The following is a 14,775-nucleotide window of genomic DNA, read 5'->3' as shown; positions in this document are numbered from 1 at the left end:
CCGGTGACGCCCTTGCAAGCAATTTTTAACCAACACCCTGGACATTGAAAAACGCAGTAACAGTAAGGGTAAGTAAACTCAGCTGTAATTAAAATTAAGGAGAGGGACATGTACGTTTATAAGAAAATGGAATCCGAACTTTGGACAGTTGGATTCTATACACCAGATGGTCAGTGGGAGCCGGAGTCGGATCACTCAAGCCAAGAAGATGCAGCCAATTGGGTTTTCCAGTTGAATGGCGGTTTTACTGAGAAACAAGACCAGCCCGAAACCAAACACTACTACTTGCAACTTGACGATAACCCATTGTTTGTTAGCGGGCCAGAGACAGCAATTATCATCACTGGCTATACCCCAACATATGACGATAACAGCTTGCGCCTCATTTTGAGCGGGAACCATTTCAAGGAATTATCCAAGCTAAGTGACAATGGCGGATTTGCAGCCTGCCTCGCATATTTTGAAGAACACCTTGACCAAGCCTCGCCCTACAGTGAACACCATATCCCTGCCAACAGAAAAATAATCACCAGGGTCAAAGACGATTTTGGTTCACGGTAGTGGTAATCCATTTTATGCAGCGCCCCGGCGCAATCAGTCAGCAGTAACCGTTAGGGCCGCCAGTACGGGGCCTGTTTTTTACAAATTGGAGCATTTTATGACCACTAACGTAAACCAGTTTATTTCAGAACTTGATGGTGGCGTCTTTGAAGAAAAGCTTGCTCACATTTTGAGCGATGTTGCCTCTGCGGTAACTGACTATGACCGCAAAGGTGAAGTTCAGATCACCCTCAAGATGGGGAAAATCAAGAACAGCCATCAGGTTCAAATCGAGCACACCCTGAAATACAAAAAGCCAACCAATCACGGCTCTATCTCCGAAGACAATGCCACCTCTACCCCCATGTATGTCGGTACCAAGGGCGCCCTGTCTTTATTCCCTGAAAAGCAGAATCAGATGTTCGACAAGAGAGGAAGTATAAACAGCGATGTGACCCCGATCCGAAATTCGTAACCAAAATGCCAATCTGGTTTTAATAACCTCTCACCACGACCACTAAAGGAAAACAGCAAATGACTATGGATCAAAGCGCAATCCAAGAGATCAAGGAATCGCAAACTGCCGCAGAACTGGCGGCTATCATCTGCAATTCTGAATTAGATATACCAATCATGGCCGCCCCAGATGGATTCAGAATTCACAACCTCGAAAAGTATCTGTCAGGTCGCGTCCGTTACCGTGGGTCCATGAAAACCACTTCACTAGAAGATTTTGTGTCCTATTGTCTGGGGTTTGGAAGCGATCAATCTGCTTGCTTCATCGATCCTGAAGACATGGCAGCACAAGCTGTTTTCAACCTGGGCAGCGTTTCGGAACCCGGCCATGGCGACTTCACCGCAAATCTTCGCTTATTCAAGACCGCAGAGCTTGAAGCCTTACTGAAACTGAACGGTTCACATTGCGATCAGAAGTACATGGCCGAGTTCATGGAAGACTATACGGACAGCATTACTTACTATTCCAGTAGCGGTGAGGTGATACCAAATAGTAAAGCCGTTGCTGCAATAAGGCGTCTTACCATCGAATCATCCAGAAAAGAAGAACACGAAACTCAGGATTTCAGCGCAAGCCGCAGTGCTCTGGAAAAAATCGAAGCTCGCAGCGATGAAGGCTTACCAGCGGGCTTTCGATTTGAATGTATCCCTTACAACGGCTTGAATTCCCGGAGCTTCGACCTGCGCTTGTCCATTCGCACTGGTCGTGATGCACCCCCCACACTGACTGCCCGGATTAAACGCCTGGAAGCGGCTCAAGAAGATATGGGTAGAGAGCTACAAGCGATGCTGATAGCTGCATTTAAACCAGCCAATATCACGCCTTATATCGGCAGTTTTTCGGCTTGAATCGCTTAGGGAAGTATGGCCGCCAGTACGGGGCCTGCTTTAAAGATATGTCGATCATGCGAGGATAGCGCCGTGCGCAAGCGCAGTAGATTAGCCGAGCCCCAAATGGGCTTTGAATTTCACGACGAGCTAATTGTTGACAACTTCGCCGGCGGTGGTGGGGCCAGCGGGGGGATCGAGCAGGGGTTCGGCCGCCCGGTGGATATTGCCATCAACCATGATCCAGAAGCCATCGCTATGCACCGGGCAAACCACCCACACACGCGGCACTACTGCGAGAGTGTGTGGGATGTGGACCCTCGCAAAGTTACGCAAGGGCGACCTGTTGGGCTCGCTTGGTTTAGTCCCGACTGCAAACACTTTTCCAAGGCCAAGGGTGGCCGACCCGTAGAGAAAAAGATCCGGGGCCTGGCCTGGGTAGCTATTCGCTGGGCGGCAACGGTCCGCCCGCGCGTCACCATGCTTGAAAATGTCGAGGAGTTTCAAACCTGGGGGCCATTGGACACCGCGGGCCGCCCCTGTAAAAAGCGCAGGGGCCAAACATTCCAGCAGTGGAAGCAGCAGCTTATTGACCTTGGCTACCAGGTGGAGCACCGCGAACTCCGGGCCTGTGATTACGGAGCCCCCACTTCTCGCAAGCGCCTGTTCCTGGTCGCCCGTTGCGATGGCCGCCCAATTGTCTGGCCCGAGCCTACTCATGGTGAGGGGTTGATACCCTACCGAACTGCGGCTGAGTGCATTGACTGGAGTATCCCCTGTCCAAGCATCTTTGAGCGTAAACGCCCATTGGCAGAAAACACCCTGCGCCGTATTGCTCGCGGAATCCAGCGATTTGTGATCGACAATCCCGCGCCCTTTATCGTGCGTCTCGGCCACACCGGCTGGGGCGGTGACGGTATGCAGTACCGGCTAAACGAGCCACTGACCACTATCACCAGTAAGCAGGAGCACTGCCTGGTAGCGCCCTATATCCAGCCTTACTACGGTGATAAAGGGGGCCGAGCTCGTGGTCGCACCATGGATCAGCCGCTGGCCACGCAGACCACGGAAAACCGCTTTGCACTGTGCGCCGCTTTTCTCGCCAAACATTACGGCGGCAACTACACCGGCCCAGGCTGCGACCTGCAGCAGCCGATAAGCACTGTCACCGCCACCGATCACCACGCGCTGGTGACTAGCCACCTCCTGAAACTGCGCAACAACTGCGACGGCCAGGACTTGCGCGAGCCAATGCACACAGTCACCACGGGTGGGCACTTCGGCGAGGTGCGCGCTTTCCTTGTGAAATATTTCGGCAAGTCAGTAGGTGCAAACCTGAATGAACCCATGCACACAGTTACCAGCAAAGACCGCTTTGGTCTGGTGACAGTTCACGGCGAGCCTTACCGCATCGTGGATATTGGGATGCGGATGCTGGCCCCGCGTGAACTCTACCGCGCCCAGGGCTTTCCCGAGGATTACATCATAGACGCCACTCACGAGGGCAAACCCCTATCAAAGACCGCGCAGACCCGCATGTGTGGGAACAGTGTCAGCCCAGCTGTGGCTCGCGCCCTGGTGCGGGCGAATTGTGGTGTAACCGTTCGCGAGCAAGAAAGGAGCGTAGCGTGAAACTCTTGCAATGCCCGTTTTGTGGGGACGATGCTGAACTAAATGATTATGACGGAGGCTATTGGATAGAGTGCACTGGTTGCCATGTATTCACAGAACCCACGCTAGCCGATGAAACGGATTTGTTGGTAGAGAAGTGGAATTCACGCGTAAAGGGATTAACTAGCGTCCAGACAGCCGCACTCAAATTATTAAAAAAGCATGGTTCTCTCGACTACAACGAAGTCCGGTACAGTTTTTATGTATCTGGGAGTGCCAAGCATGACCGTAACCGTATACAAATGGGAACCGCAAAGGCACTGGTAAGGAAAGGACTAGCCAAAGTATCCAGAGAAAGGCCCCTTAGAGGGAAGGCTGTTATCGACCAAATATCCAGCACTAATGCAGATTGAGTGGAAATGCACATGAGCGATAAAGTTAAAGAGCGCCCGATTCCATACAGCGCGGTGATGATCCGTGCTCTCCGGGCAGGCATGAAGACGAATACGCGGAGGATGATAAATCCGCAGCCGGAAATGCGCGAGGGCGGTCAATGCCGCGTGCGTATCAATGGAAATTGGAACTTAGGTCCGGCCGACTTTCTGTTGCGCGATGCGATGCCCAGGTTCGGCTGCCCCTACGGCCAACCAGGCGACCGACTCTGGACGCGCGAAGCCTGGCGCACAACTGCCGGTCTCGACCACCTGCCTCCCCGCGACATCCCAATGGACGCACCAATCTGGTACGAGGCCGACGGCCCGGCGCCAGCGCCGCAGTTCGGCCGGTACAGGCACGCTCGATTTATGTGCCGATGGATGAGTCGCGGCCTGGATGAGGTTACTGATATCCGAGTGGAGCGACTGCAAGACATCAGCGAGGAGGATGCCAAGGTGGAAGGTATAACTCCGTACAAGTGTGGTTGGAGCAATGGGGAGATGGGTCCGTTTTCACACCCTGTTCTCGCCTTCTTTACCCTATGGGATTCCATCAACGGCGACGGCAGTTCGGATGCCAACCCCTGGGTATGGGTTATTGAATTTAAGCGAGTGGAGACAAAGCAATGACAGATATAGTGAAAGGAACCTGTAGCCGTTGCGGTGGCCCTGTAACAGTGCCGGCTATCTGGCTAGGTATACATCCACCCACCCCGTCCTGCAGGAGGTGTGGAGCAGTTCCTGCAACGCCTTACGGTAAGGTTATTCCAATGGTAAATCCAACACCCAAACAACCCTTACCGTGGCCAGTTGGAAGATAGGCGCAAGTTTTATAGCGCCGTAATTTCTAAAACAGGATTTTCAGTTACTATGCGTCAAAAGGTGAGAATATGGAAACGCCTCGCCGCATCTTGCGGCTACCTGAAGTCGAGCGGCTAACCGGCTACAAGCGCAGCAGCATTTATCGGATGGCCAAGGAGGGACAATTCCCTCAGCAGTATCGGATAGGTCCGGGAGCTGTCGGCTGGGATAGCCGAGAAGTGGAGCATTGGATAGAGGAAAAACTTGACGGGGTTGCATAAGCGAATACAACTCTATGAACCAATGCTAACCATCCATTTCCAGTGATTTATTAAGATAGCGGAAAAGCACGGATTTAATTTCGCGGGCACCGATTAACTATTGCGGCTTCCCTTGTTGAAGTACATAAAGTTCTCTTGGGCTGAGTTGTAGCAATACAAGTCGCTATCCAGCTTGGTGAGAATGTGGAAAGCGAACCACAGTGCTATCATCAACCAAGTGGGGGACTAAATGGGGGATTACAGAATAAGGAAATAAAAAATTCTTATAAATCAATGAGTTATCTTAAGAAATGGCGGTGAGGGAGGGATTCGAACCCTCGATGCCTTTCGACATACACACTTTCCAGGCGTGCTCCTTCGACCACTCGGACACCTCACCCATATTGATTGCCACTGCCGGCTCGCACACCTGTCCAGCCTTGGCCGGATTCCGGGCCCTCTCGCGAGGAGCCAGTCGATGTCTAATGCAGCTGCTTGTCACTGGGTAAAATTACCTTGCCAATCAGCAACATAGCCCTGCCCAGCGAGGGCGCACTCTACACAAACAGAAGCCGCGGCGCAAGCCCGAACGGCGATAAAGACCAGCGCCAGAGGCGGCCGGGATCAGCGAGGGTCCCAGTGGCTGAAAAAGTCGCCCACCTCCAGAGCCGGCGCCCTGCGGGGAGGCTTCTGCGGGGTTCCACAGTAGATAAAGCCATCGATTCGCTCGTTCTCCGCCAGGTTCAGTCCCGCGGTGACCAGGGGACTGGAGGCCAGCGCCCCGGTACGCCAGTAGGCGCCGACGCCCTGGGCAAAGGCGGCGGTGAGCATGGCCTGCACCGCGCCGGCAGTGGACATATGCTGCTCCCGGTGGGGAACCTTGGGGTGTTCACACAGACGGGTAATCGCCACCAGGATCAATGGCGCCCGCAGCGGCATAGCCAGAATTCTCCCCTGCTGCTGCTCTGTCAGCGGTTCTTCACTCGCCTGAGTACTGGCCTGCAACAATATCTCACCGAGCCGCTCCCTGGCCGTGCCCTCTATCAGCATAAAACGCCAGGGGCGCAGATTAGCGTGGTCAGCAGCCCGCAGGGCGGCGCGAAAGATGTTGTGCCGCTGTTCCTCTGACGGGCCCGGCTCGGTCAGCAGGCCAATGGAGACACGGTCATGCAAAGCGGTCAGGGCATCCATCAATTTCTCCCAACTGTGATTCGTTGGCGGATTCTAACAGGTTGTGCAAAAAGCCCTCCCTGGCTTTTCTCAGCCCGTCTTTGCAGCGCAGTTCCGCAAGCCCTCCCCTTCAAATCAGGCAGCTACACGCTTCATTTGCGACCGGAACACCCCTGCTTGGGAAGCGGGCCCATGAAAACTCCTTTTTCAACAGCCCGCTAACAAACCGACCTCCGCCGATGACTCCCGGGCTCAAGTCATCCAAAGACAATACAGGCTTCACATAATTCGGTACGGGGCGTTACACTTACCCACTGCCGGGTGCAGCGACCAGAGACCCGGCGACGGATCGGATGACCTGTGAGGCCAGTACCGGCAAACAGCACACTATCTGCACAACCGGATAAATAACAATCAATGCAGGACGACCAGCCTGGGGAAGTTCGCGGGCGCAACGATCACTCTCGCTACCCCATCTATTTCCGCTCCCTGATCTGCTTTGCCGCAGCTGGGACCCTGATCAATACCATCAATTGGTCGATGCCCTGGGACGCGGACAAACTGCTCACCCTGGGCACAGCCGCGGTGTTGCTGATCTATATCTTCGTGGCCTACCGCCTCTCTGTGCGCCGCACCGAGGAGAGCCATGCGAAGATGCAGCGCTGGCTCTCATTCTGCGACGCCACACTTATCGGTATCGCCATTGCGCTGGCCAACTTCACGCTATTACCCACCCTGCTGTTCATCACCATGGTGCAGTTCAACGCCCTGACCATGGGCGGCGGGCGCAGCTGGTTTGAGCACAATACAGGGCTGTTGCTGGGTGTCGGGGCCGGCTATCTGATTCACCGGCCGGCGCTGGTGGTGAATGCGGACCTGACTATCAGTGCCGCCAGCCTGATCGGCGTGTTTACCTACTTCTGTGCTTACGCGTTTCGCAACTACAAACAGATGGCCGAACTTAAGAAGGTGAACCTGGCGTTAGCGGAAGAGCACCGGGTGGGCAAGCTGCGCACCTATAAGCTGTCCAAATACCTGCCGCAACGCCTGTGGCGGGCCGTGACCACGGGACAGGAGAATCAGCTTGTCACTGAACGCAAACTGTTAACGGTATTCTTTTCCGATATCAAGGATTTCAGCCAGCTGAGCGAAGAGCTGGAGGCGGAGACTCTAACCGACCTGCTCAACAACTATCTTTCGGAGATGGCCCGCATCGCGGGTCAGTATGGCGGCACCATCGATAAGTTTATCGGGGATGCGGTGATGGTGGTGTTCGGCGACGACCAGAGCAAAGGCGGCAAGTCCGATGCGTTGCGCTGTGTCGCCATGGCCCTGGCCATGCGCAAACGCGTCAGTGAAATGAAGCAGGAATGGTACAGTAAGGGCATCTCCCGTCCTCTACAGGTTCGAATTGGCATCAATACCGGCTACTGCACTGTGGGGATTTTCGGTACGGCCAACCACCAGTCTTATACGGTGATGGGCACTCACGTCAATCTGGCCGCGCGCCTGGAAGGTGCGGCTGACCCGGGTGAAATCCTGATCAGCCACGAGACCTGGGCACTGACCAAACACTCGGTGATGTGCCGGGACAAAGGCTTTATCAACGTAAAAGGCTTCAGCAATCCGGTAAAGGTGTATCAGGTCGCCGACTTGCGCAAAAACCTCGGTGGTCAGCAGAGCTATGTGGAGGATCACGCTCCCGGATTCTCCATGCATATGGACCTGGACAAGATCCGCAACTATGACAAGGACAAGGTGGTCCAGTCCCTGGAAAAAGCCCTCAAGACCCTCAAAAGCAAAGTCATTATCTGATCCGGTTTCCGCTGCTCACGGATGTGCCGGAAAAACAGCGCAGCCACCAATTCCCACCTCTTCGATTGAGCAAGGACTTCCTCAGCGGGGGCCGACCTATTGGCGTCCGTAACGCGGCGGCAGTTGCGCATCCGGCAGCGTACTGCGCAGGGGGTTGATGTCCAAACCACCGCGACGAGTGTAGCGTGCGCAGACGGTCAGATGGTCAAATTCCGCCAGTCCCTGCAGGTCACAGAAAATCCGCTCTACACAGTGTTCGTGAAAGTCCTGGTGTTCGCGGAACGAGACTATATAGGCGAGGAGGCTCTCGCGTTGCAACGCCGGCCCCCTGTAGCTGATACTGACAGTCGCCCAGTCGGGTTGCCCGGTAACCGGACAATTGCTGCGCAGCAGGTGGCTGTATAGAGTTTCTTCCACTTCCCCGCGCGACTGCTCAAGCTTCAACAGGGCCGCATCAGGTTGGTATCGACGGGTTTCGATATCCAGCGTATCCAGGCAACAACCCCGGGGCTGATGCACGGCCAGTGTGGCGTCCTCAACGCCGAACAGGGTCACACCCACGTCGGCACCGCAGGCGGCACTCAGATCCCTTACCAATATGTCCTGCACCACCCGGGCAGAGTCGAACTGGGTCTGGTTGAAGGAATTGAGGTACAGCTTGAAGGACTTGGACTCCACCATCGACGGGCTCTCGGCCGGAAAAGTGAAACGTCCCACGGCCACTTGGGGCAGCCCCTTGGGATTCAGCCAGGAAAGCTCGAAGCCCCACCACTCGTCCACACCAAAAAACGGCAGCTCATCATCGCGGACCTGTAAAAGTGCGCGGGAAACCTGCCTCGCCAATGGGCACAACAGCTGCGGATTGTAGCTGGCCTCATAGCTGGTTTCCCTGCCCAGCGGCAGCTTTTGCCAGTCATCTCTGTCCATAACGTTAACCGTCAGTTGCGCAACCGCCTGCCGTGGCGCATCAGGTGCAATCCCCAGGCGAATACGCCGGCGATACACGCCGACACACCGGCAAACGCCCAGGCCACATTGATGTCAGAAACGCCCAGTACACCGTAGCGAAAGGCATTCACCATATACAAAACCGGATTGAGTTTGGATAGCCCCTGCCAAAAAGGCGACAGCATGTCGATAGAGTAAAACACACCACCGAGATAGGTCAGGGGCGTCAGCACAAATGTCGGAATAATCGAAATATCATCAAAACTGTTGGCAAACATCGCATTGATAAACCCCGCCAGGGAAAACAATATCGCTGCCAGGAAGACAATCGCGATGGTCAGGCCCAGATGCTGCACCTGGAGGTTGGTAAAGGAAAGCGCTATCAGGGTGACGACACAACCCACTATCAGGCCCCGCGAAACACCGCCGAGCACATAGCCCGCCATGATCACCCAGTTGGGCGTGGGCGAGACCAGTAACTCCTCCACGTTGCGCTGAAATTTTGCGCTGTAAAACGAGGACGCGACATTGGAGTAGGAATTGGTGATCACCGCCATCATGATCAGCCCCGGTACCACGAATTCCATATAACTGAAGCCACCCATCTCGCCGATGCGCCTGCCGATCAGCGAGCCAAAGATGACAAAATACAAGGACATGGTAATCACCGGCGGCACCAGCGTCTGCGGCCAGATACGCATAAACCGGCGCACTTCGCGGCGCAGAATAGTGCAAAAGGAAGTCCAGATGGCCAGAGTCCGCATGGTCCTATTCCCCCGTCCTATCTTCCGCCAGCAACGAAACAAACAGTTCCTCCAGGCGGTTGGCCCGGTTGCGCATACTGACCACCGCCACACCCTGCTCTCCCAGGCGGGTAAACAGGTCGTTCAGGGACTGCCCTTTCGCCACTGTCACCTCGAGGCAGTGCTCATCCTTCAACCAGCCCTCGAAGCCCCCCAGGTCCGGGCAGGTGGGCATGGCATCGCGGATATCCAGAATAAAGGTCTCCCGGCTCAGGGTCTTCAACAGCGACTTGATGGAGGTATTCTCGACAATGTCCCCCCGGTCGATGATGGCGATATTGCGGCAGAGGCTCTCCGCCTCTTCCAGATAGTGGGTGGTGAGGATAATGGTGGTGCCCCCGGCGTTGATCTCCTGCAGGAAAGCCCACATGGAGCGGCGCAACTCGATATCCACACCGGCGGTGGGTTCGTCCAGGATCAACAGCTTGGGTTCATGGATCAGCGCCCGGGCAATCATCAGCCGGCGCTTCATGCCCCCGGACAACATACGTGCCTGGGTATCACGCTTTTCCCACAGGCCCAGCTGTTGCAGGTATTTTTTTGTGCGCTCCTGCGCCAGCTTACGGGACATACCGTAAAAGCCGCCCTGGGTACAGACGATGTCGAAGACTTTCTCAAACTGGCTGAAATTGAATTCCTGCGGCACCACGCCCAGCAGCTGCTTGGCGCGGGCAAAGTCCCGGTCGATATCGACGCCAAAAATGGCGACGCTGCCGGCAGTTTTGCGCACCAGGGAACAGATAATCCCAATGGTGGTGGATTTACCTGCACCATTGGGTCCCAGTAGGGCAAAGAAGTCTCCGGGTTTTACCTCGAAACTGATTCCATTCAGCGCCCTGAAGCCATTGTCGTATGTTTTCTCGAGATTGCTGATGGAAAGCGCCGCGGTCATTACCACCTCCTGGGAACGAGGGCGCCTATTCAACGCGCTTATGTCGATGATTGCAAGCGGACCAGCGCAAGCCTCCGCGCCCTTGAATACCGGCCACGCAGGCCGTCTCGAACACTGGCTGTATACCCCAACCGGCAGGTCCACCGCCAAGCAACAGTTGATCCCGGGTCAACCCGACACAGCAGCTTAGCCCAGGGCATATTGTTAGGGCCTGTTCACACTAACGGAGTTGGCCCTGTTGTGACAGAAAAGGTGCCAATCGAGGCAAGAGGAGAGAAGTTTGGTTGTTCCGAATGAGCGACGAGCAATGAAGAGTGGCGCCTTTTCCGACACAACCCGAAGGGCTGCCCCTGATTTCGCGCCCTGCGGTGTTAGAAATTGCTTATGTGGACCCACCACACTGCGCAATTCCTGCCTTGCAGGCCACAAACCAGTGGCAGCAGGGCTATCTCAGTTAGTGTGAACAGGCCCTCAGGTAGTGACTATTAACCCGGCAAAGCGCCAAAAAAAGGGAAGCTCTGCGCATGCTTGCGCGGGGACTGCGCCAGTTCAACGAGCAATAAAAAAGCCGCTGACTTGAGCGGCTTTTTTATCTGGAGCGGGAAACCGGGTTTGAACCGGCGACCTCAACCTTGGCAAGGTTGCGCTCTACCAACTGAGCTATTCCCGCAGTTTGAGCCGGCCCGGCAGCAGTGCTGCCGGGCCCTGTTTGGCATCCCCAAGGGGAGTCGAACCCCTGTTACCGCCGTGAAAGGGCGGTGTCCTAGGCCTCTAGACGATGGGGACAAAAACTTGCATCCCGACCTTCGCCGAGAGCTGCCACATAGTTCAGGTACAACTGCGAACAGTACCTTCCTGGACCCGGTGACATTGGGAACCGCTTTGTCATCAATTGGAGCGGGAAACCGGGTTCGAACCGGCGACCTCAACCTTGGCAAGGTTGCGCTCTACCAACTGAGCTATTCCCGCAGTGGCGTCCCCTAGGGGAGTCGAACCCCTGTTACCGCCGTGAAAGGGCGGTGTCCTAGGCCTCTAGACGAAGGGGACCCAGATTCACTTCATCGGCATTGCCTGGCGCCTTATGGCTTCACTCTGCGTCAGAAGTGGGGCGCATTCTATGTAGCACCCAGGGGGCTGTCAACACCTAGCCGAAAACTTTTTTGGTGCTTTTTCCTTTTATAGTCAGGCACTTACCAGTTTCCCAGAACTGCCACAAAACCCGTGGAAACGAGGGGGTCACAGGGATTATTGCCGCTCCGCAACCTGTTCCTCCAGTTCCCGCAGAAAAGTGCGGATACGCTGGGCATTGGCGCCCAGGTCGCTGACACCAACCCGGGAACTGGAGCGCACATCCACCCGGGAGCCCTCACCGGATGGCGTGACCCGCACCACTACGTCGTCCCTGAATCCCAACAGCAGGGTCCGGTCGACGGCTTCCAGGTGTCCCCGCTCCGGGTCCTCGGCCACAATCCGCCAACCCAGTTCAGCGGCCACCTCCGCCGCCAGTTCCGTGACCCTCGCCACCGGCAGGTCCACCTGCAAGGGCAGCATGTCCGCATAGATATCCGCTCCCCGCTGGGCTTCGGCCAATGCCTCGCCGCCGTAGGCCGCACTGTTGTCACCCTCCCTGCGCAGGGTCAACACTTCCTCATACTGCGGCGGATTGTGCAAATCCGTACTGATATCGTGAATGGGGGGGACATCGAAGTTGTCCTTCCCCACTGTCAGCAGCGGTAGCGCCACCGGCAGCAGGCCCAGCAATACGCCCCATATCGCCGCGCGGCGACTGTCGGCGTGACGCTTCACCAATCCCCAGACAAATACCAGCAGACTGATCAATGCCACCGCCAGAGCCGCCACACCGGCGTATTTGAACACTTGAAAAACCACCCGGAAGCCCAGCAGGTCCAGGCGCAACGCGAGACCTGCCAGGACGATGACGGTCAACAGCAACAACTGTACCCGCACCAGCCAGCGGCTCCAGTGAGCATCTTTCATTGGCCGCCCTCCTCTTCTTCCGCTTCCAGCCTGACCGAGAGCGAATTGACGCAGTAGCGCAGCCCCGTGTCCGTAGGCCCATCCGGAAACACATGGCCCAGGTGGCCGCCGCAGTTTGCGCAGACAATCTCCGTGCGCTGCATGCCGAGACTGTTGTCCGCGCGCTCCGCCACAACCCCGCTCTGGGCCTCGGCATCGAAGCTGGGCCAGCCACAGCCGGACTCAAACTTGGCATCTGAATGGAACAGCGTCTGGCCACAGCCCCGGCATCGGTAGACACCGTCGGCAAAGCAGTCCCAGTAATCACCGCTGAAGGGCCGCTCGGTGCCCGCCTCCCGCAAAACATGAAATTCTTCCGGCGTCAGCCTGTCGCGCCAGTAGTTATCGTCTTTCTCTTTTGACATACTCTGTCCTCTTTATCGCCTCTCTGTAGGAGCGGCTAACCGGCGCACCCACAGTATTCCGCCCCGAGGGTTACACTCATACCATGAAGGACATTCTTAAATCGGACAAGCTCCACGGCGTCTGCTACGAGATTCGCGGCCCCGTTATGGAGCAGGCGCAGCGGATGGAAGAGGAAGGCCACCGTATCCTCAAACTGAACATCGGCAATCCGTCACCCTTCGGTTTCGATGCCCCGGATGAAATCATCCAGGACGTGATCCACAATCTCGCCCATGCACAGGGCTATGTCGAGTCCAAGGGACTGTTCGCCGCGCGCAAGGCCATTATGCAGGAATGCCAGAACCTGGGCATCGCGGATGTGGATATAGATGACATCTACCTGGGTAACGGCGTATCCGAAATGATCTCCATGGCCACCCAGGCGCTGCTGAATGCCGGTGATGAGCTGCTGCTGCCGATGCCCAATTACCCCCTGTGGATGGCGGCCACCAACCTGACCGGAGCGACACCGGTACTCTACCGGTGCGACGAACAGGCCGAATGGCTGCCGGATATCGCCGATATCAAATCCAAGATCACCCCGCGCACGCGGGGCATAGTGGTCATCAACCCCAACAATCCCACCGGCGCAGTCTACCCGGAGGCGCTACTGAGGGAAATCGTGGCCTTGGCCCGCGCCCACAACCTGGTCATTTTCGCCGATGAGATCTACAGCAAAATACTCTACGACGATGCCCAGTTCACCCCCATCGCCCGCCTCGCTGAGGATGTGCTGTGCCTGAGCTTCAACGGCCTGTCCAAATCCTATCGGCTGGCCGGTTTCCGCTCCGGCTGGATGGTGGTGAGCGGAGCCAAGCAGCGAGCCAAGGGGTTTATCGAAGGAATGGAAATCCTCGCCTCCATGCGGCTGTGCGGCAATGTACCGGCCATGTTTGCGGTGCAAACCGCCCTGGGGGGCTACCAGAGCATCAACGATCTGGTACTGCCGGGCGGTCGCTTGCGGCAGCAGCGCAATCTGGCCTACCGGATGTTGAACGAGATTCCCGGCGTCAGTTGTGTCAAACCCCGGGGGGCGATATACCTGTTTCCCCGCCTGCATCTGAACCATCACCGGATCAAGAGTGACGAGCACCTGGTGCTGGAGTTCTTGCGCCAGGAAAAGATTCTGCTGGTTCAGGGCAGTGCCTTTCACTGGGACGCGCCCGATCACCTGCGTATCGTTTTCCTTCCCCGCGCCGAAGATCTTTCCGAAGCTATTTTGCGTTTGGGGCAGTTCCTAGAAAACTATTCCGCCTGAAGACCGGACAGTGATCGCCAATGCTGAGTGATTTGCACATCAACGATTTTTTTCGCGATGCCGGCGGAATCCTGCTGACATTGTTCAACCAGTTTCCCGTACCCGCAACGGTGTATGTGGAGGATATTGCCGGTCCCGACCAGGCCGACGAGTTCGGCCTCCACTCGCCCCGCCACCTGGCCTGTCTGGGCGCCATAACCTGGCTGCAGCAGAGCGGTTATATTCAGTTTGCACAACTGGTGCGCCAGGAAGCGGTGGAAGAGGCGGTATTGAGCCACCGGGGCTTTTTGCTGCTGGTGGCGCTGGATGACAGCGGTCTGAGCAACGCCGATCTGCTGGCCCGCGCCGTCCGCGACGGCTCCTCGCCACAATTGCAGGAGCTGATGCAGCAACTGATGCTGAGGTTCAGCAAGCTGTGAGGCCTTAGGGTTATTTTTTAACCGACCATTCAATAGAG

General features: G+C 56.2%; 16 protein-coding genes and 5 tRNA genes. 10 read left to right on the top strand and 11 right to left on the bottom strand.

Translation table 11 applies throughout. The annotated features are described in order from the left end of the window. Positions 1-108: 108 nt before the first annotated feature. The 7 genes from AB1S50_RS11785 to AB1S50_RS11755 all read left to right on the top strand — a co-directional run bounded on the left by AB1S50_RS11785 (position 109) and on the right by AB1S50_RS11755 (position 5,011). Positions 109-561, top strand: a complete 453-nt coding sequence (locus AB1S50_RS11785; RefSeq protein ID WP_367150916.1) for a hypothetical protein — start codon at positions 109-111, stop codon at positions 559-561. 97 nt (positions 562-658) lie between these two features. After that, on the top strand, positions 659-1,015 hold the full coding sequence (locus AB1S50_RS11780) for a hypothetical protein (protein ID WP_367150915.1): 357 nt from the start codon (positions 659-661) through the stop codon (positions 1,013-1,015). A gap of 59 nt (positions 1,016-1,074) precedes the next feature. Next, positions 1,075-1,905: a DUF2303 family protein gene (locus AB1S50_RS11775; protein WP_367150914.1), complete on the top strand. Its 831-nt coding sequence runs from the start codon at positions 1,075-1,077 to the stop codon at positions 1,903-1,905. Positions 1,906-1,977: 72 nt separating this feature from the next. Continuing rightward, positions 1,978-3,516: a DNA cytosine methyltransferase gene (locus tag AB1S50_RS11770; RefSeq protein WP_367150913.1), complete on the top strand. Its 1,539-nt coding sequence runs from the start codon at positions 1,978-1,980 to the stop codon at positions 3,514-3,516. Further along, complete coding sequence (locus AB1S50_RS11765; protein ID WP_367150912.1) at positions 3,423-3,908, top strand: Lar family restriction alleviation protein; 486 nt, start codon at positions 3,423-3,425, stop codon at positions 3,906-3,908. Before AB1S50_RS11770 ends, AB1S50_RS11765 begins: the two co-directional genes overlap by 94 nt. Positions 3,909-3,920: 12 nt before the next feature. Further along, positions 3,921-4,559 carry a hypothetical protein gene (locus tag AB1S50_RS11760; protein WP_367150911.1) on the top strand — a complete coding sequence of 213 codons (639 nt, stop codon included), beginning with the start codon at positions 3,921-3,923 and terminating at the stop codon, positions 4,557-4,559. Positions 4,560-4,819: 260 nt separating this feature from the next. Beyond that, positions 4,820-5,011, top strand: a complete 192-nt coding sequence (locus AB1S50_RS11755; RefSeq protein WP_367150910.1) for a helix-turn-helix transcriptional regulator — start codon at positions 4,820-4,822, stop codon at positions 5,009-5,011. Between the two features lie 291 nt (positions 5,012-5,302). Here AB1S50_RS11755 and AB1S50_RS11750 read toward each other — a convergent pair. Further along, a tRNA-Ser gene (locus tag AB1S50_RS11750) sits at positions 5,303-5,390 on the bottom strand. Between the two features lie 224 nt (positions 5,391-5,614). Next, positions 5,615-6,181, bottom strand: coding sequence for a nitroreductase family protein (locus tag AB1S50_RS11745; protein WP_367150909.1), 567 nt, complete (start codon positions 6,179-6,181; stop codon positions 5,615-5,617). A gap of 396 nt (positions 6,182-6,577) precedes the next feature. Between AB1S50_RS11745 and AB1S50_RS11740 the strand changes: the two genes are divergently transcribed. Next, positions 6,578-7,975, top strand: a complete 1,398-nt coding sequence (locus AB1S50_RS11740; protein WP_367150908.1) for an adenylate/guanylate cyclase domain-containing protein — start codon at positions 6,578-6,580, stop codon at positions 7,973-7,975. Positions 7,976-8,071: 96 nt separating this feature from the next. Here the strand turns inward: AB1S50_RS11740 and queF are convergent, their stop codons facing one another. From queF to msrB, 9 genes are all read right to left on the bottom strand, one after another. Next, positions 8,072-8,902: an NADPH-dependent 7-cyano-7-deazaguanine reductase QueF gene (gene queF, locus AB1S50_RS11735; RefSeq protein ID WP_367150907.1), complete on the bottom strand. Its 831-nt coding sequence runs from the start codon at positions 8,900-8,902 to the stop codon at positions 8,072-8,074. Between the two features lie 11 nt (positions 8,903-8,913). Continuing rightward, on the bottom strand, positions 8,914-9,687 hold the full coding sequence (locus AB1S50_RS11730; protein WP_367150906.1) for an ABC transporter permease: 774 nt from the start codon (positions 9,685-9,687) through the stop codon (positions 8,914-8,916). 4 nt (positions 9,688-9,691) lie between these two features. Beyond that, positions 9,692-10,618 carry an ABC transporter ATP-binding protein gene (locus AB1S50_RS11725; RefSeq protein ID WP_367150905.1) on the bottom strand — a complete coding sequence of 309 codons (927 nt, stop codon included), beginning with the start codon at positions 10,616-10,618 and terminating at the stop codon, positions 9,692-9,694. 594 nt (positions 10,619-11,212) lie between these two features. Further along, positions 11,213-11,288: transfer RNA gene (locus AB1S50_RS11720), tRNA-Gly, on the bottom strand. Positions 11,289-11,328: 40 nt separating this feature from the next. Beyond that, a tRNA-Glu gene (locus AB1S50_RS11715) sits at positions 11,329-11,404 on the bottom strand. A gap of 107 nt (positions 11,405-11,511) precedes the next feature. Beyond that, positions 11,512-11,587 (bottom strand) — tRNA-Gly (locus AB1S50_RS11710). Positions 11,588-11,589: 2 nt separating this feature from the next. After that, positions 11,590-11,665: transfer RNA gene (locus tag AB1S50_RS11705), tRNA-Glu, on the bottom strand. Positions 11,666-11,863: 198 nt separating this feature from the next. Beyond that, positions 11,864-12,616, bottom strand: coding sequence for a DUF1499 domain-containing protein (locus tag AB1S50_RS11700; protein WP_367150904.1), 753 nt, complete (start codon positions 12,614-12,616; stop codon positions 11,864-11,866). Further along, a complete protein-coding gene (msrB, locus tag AB1S50_RS11695; RefSeq protein WP_367150903.1) occupies positions 12,613-13,020 on the bottom strand; it encodes a peptide-methionine (R)-S-oxide reductase MsrB in 408 nt (135 codons plus the stop codon). The genes AB1S50_RS11700 and msrB overlap by 4 nt, the downstream gene beginning before the upstream one ends. 83 nt (positions 13,021-13,103) lie before the next feature. Here msrB and AB1S50_RS11690 point away from each other — a divergent pair, with 83 nt between their 5' ends. Beyond that, positions 13,104-14,318, top strand: a complete 1,215-nt coding sequence (locus AB1S50_RS11690; RefSeq protein ID WP_367150902.1) for a pyridoxal phosphate-dependent aminotransferase — start codon at positions 13,104-13,106, stop codon at positions 14,316-14,318. 20 nt (positions 14,319-14,338) lie between these two features. Further along, positions 14,339-14,737, top strand: a complete 399-nt coding sequence (locus AB1S50_RS11685) for a hypothetical protein (protein ID WP_367150901.1) — start codon at positions 14,339-14,341, stop codon at positions 14,735-14,737. The last annotated feature ends 38 nt before the right edge of the window (positions 14,738-14,775 follow it).

Source organism: Microbulbifer discodermiae, from assembly GCF_040742695.1.
GTDB lineage: Bacteria > Pseudomonadota > Gammaproteobacteria > Pseudomonadales > Cellvibrionaceae > Microbulbifer.
This window is presented reverse-complemented; position numbering and strand designations above follow the sequence as displayed.

Coding starts and splice junctions, on each gene's coding strand:
- AB1S50_RS11775 (WP_367150914.1), top strand. CDS start 1,075: ATGACTATGGATCAAAGCGCAATCCAAGAGATCAAGGAATCGCAAACT.
- AB1S50_RS11760 (WP_367150911.1), top strand. CDS start 3,921: ATGAGCGATAAAGTTAAAGAGCGCCCGATTCCATACAGCGCGGTGATG.
- msrB (WP_367150903.1), bottom strand. CDS start 13,020: ATGTCAAAAGAGAAAGACGATAACTACTGGCGCGACAGGCTGACGCCG.
- AB1S50_RS11745 (WP_367150909.1), bottom strand. CDS start 6,181: ATGGATGCCCTGACCGCTTTGCATGACCGTGTCTCCATTGGCCTGCTG.
- AB1S50_RS11690 (WP_367150902.1), top strand. CDS start 13,104: ATGAAGGACATTCTTAAATCGGACAAGCTCCACGGCGTCTGCTACGAG.
- AB1S50_RS11780 (WP_367150915.1), top strand. CDS start 659: ATGACCACTAACGTAAACCAGTTTATTTCAGAACTTGATGGTGGCGTC.
- AB1S50_RS11755 (WP_367150910.1), top strand. CDS start 4,820: ATGGAAACGCCTCGCCGCATCTTGCGGCTACCTGAAGTCGAGCGGCTA.
- queF (WP_367150907.1), bottom strand. CDS start 8,902: ATGGACAGAGATGACTGGCAAAAGCTGCCGCTGGGCAGGGAAACCAGC.
- AB1S50_RS11725 (WP_367150905.1), bottom strand. CDS start 10,618: ATGACCGCGGCGCTTTCCATCAGCAATCTCGAGAAAACATACGACAAT.
- AB1S50_RS11730 (WP_367150906.1), bottom strand. CDS start 9,687: ATGCGGACTCTGGCCATCTGGACTTCCTTTTGCACTATTCTGCGCCGC.
- AB1S50_RS11785 (WP_367150916.1), top strand. CDS start 109: ATGTACGTTTATAAGAAAATGGAATCCGAACTTTGGACAGTTGGATTC.
- AB1S50_RS11700 (WP_367150904.1), bottom strand. CDS start 12,616: ATGAAAGATGCTCACTGGAGCCGCTGGCTGGTGCGGGTACAGTTGTTG.
- AB1S50_RS11685 (WP_367150901.1), top strand. CDS start 14,339: ATGCTGAGTGATTTGCACATCAACGATTTTTTTCGCGATGCCGGCGGA.
- AB1S50_RS11740 (WP_367150908.1), top strand. CDS start 6,578: ATGCAGGACGACCAGCCTGGGGAAGTTCGCGGGCGCAACGATCACTCT.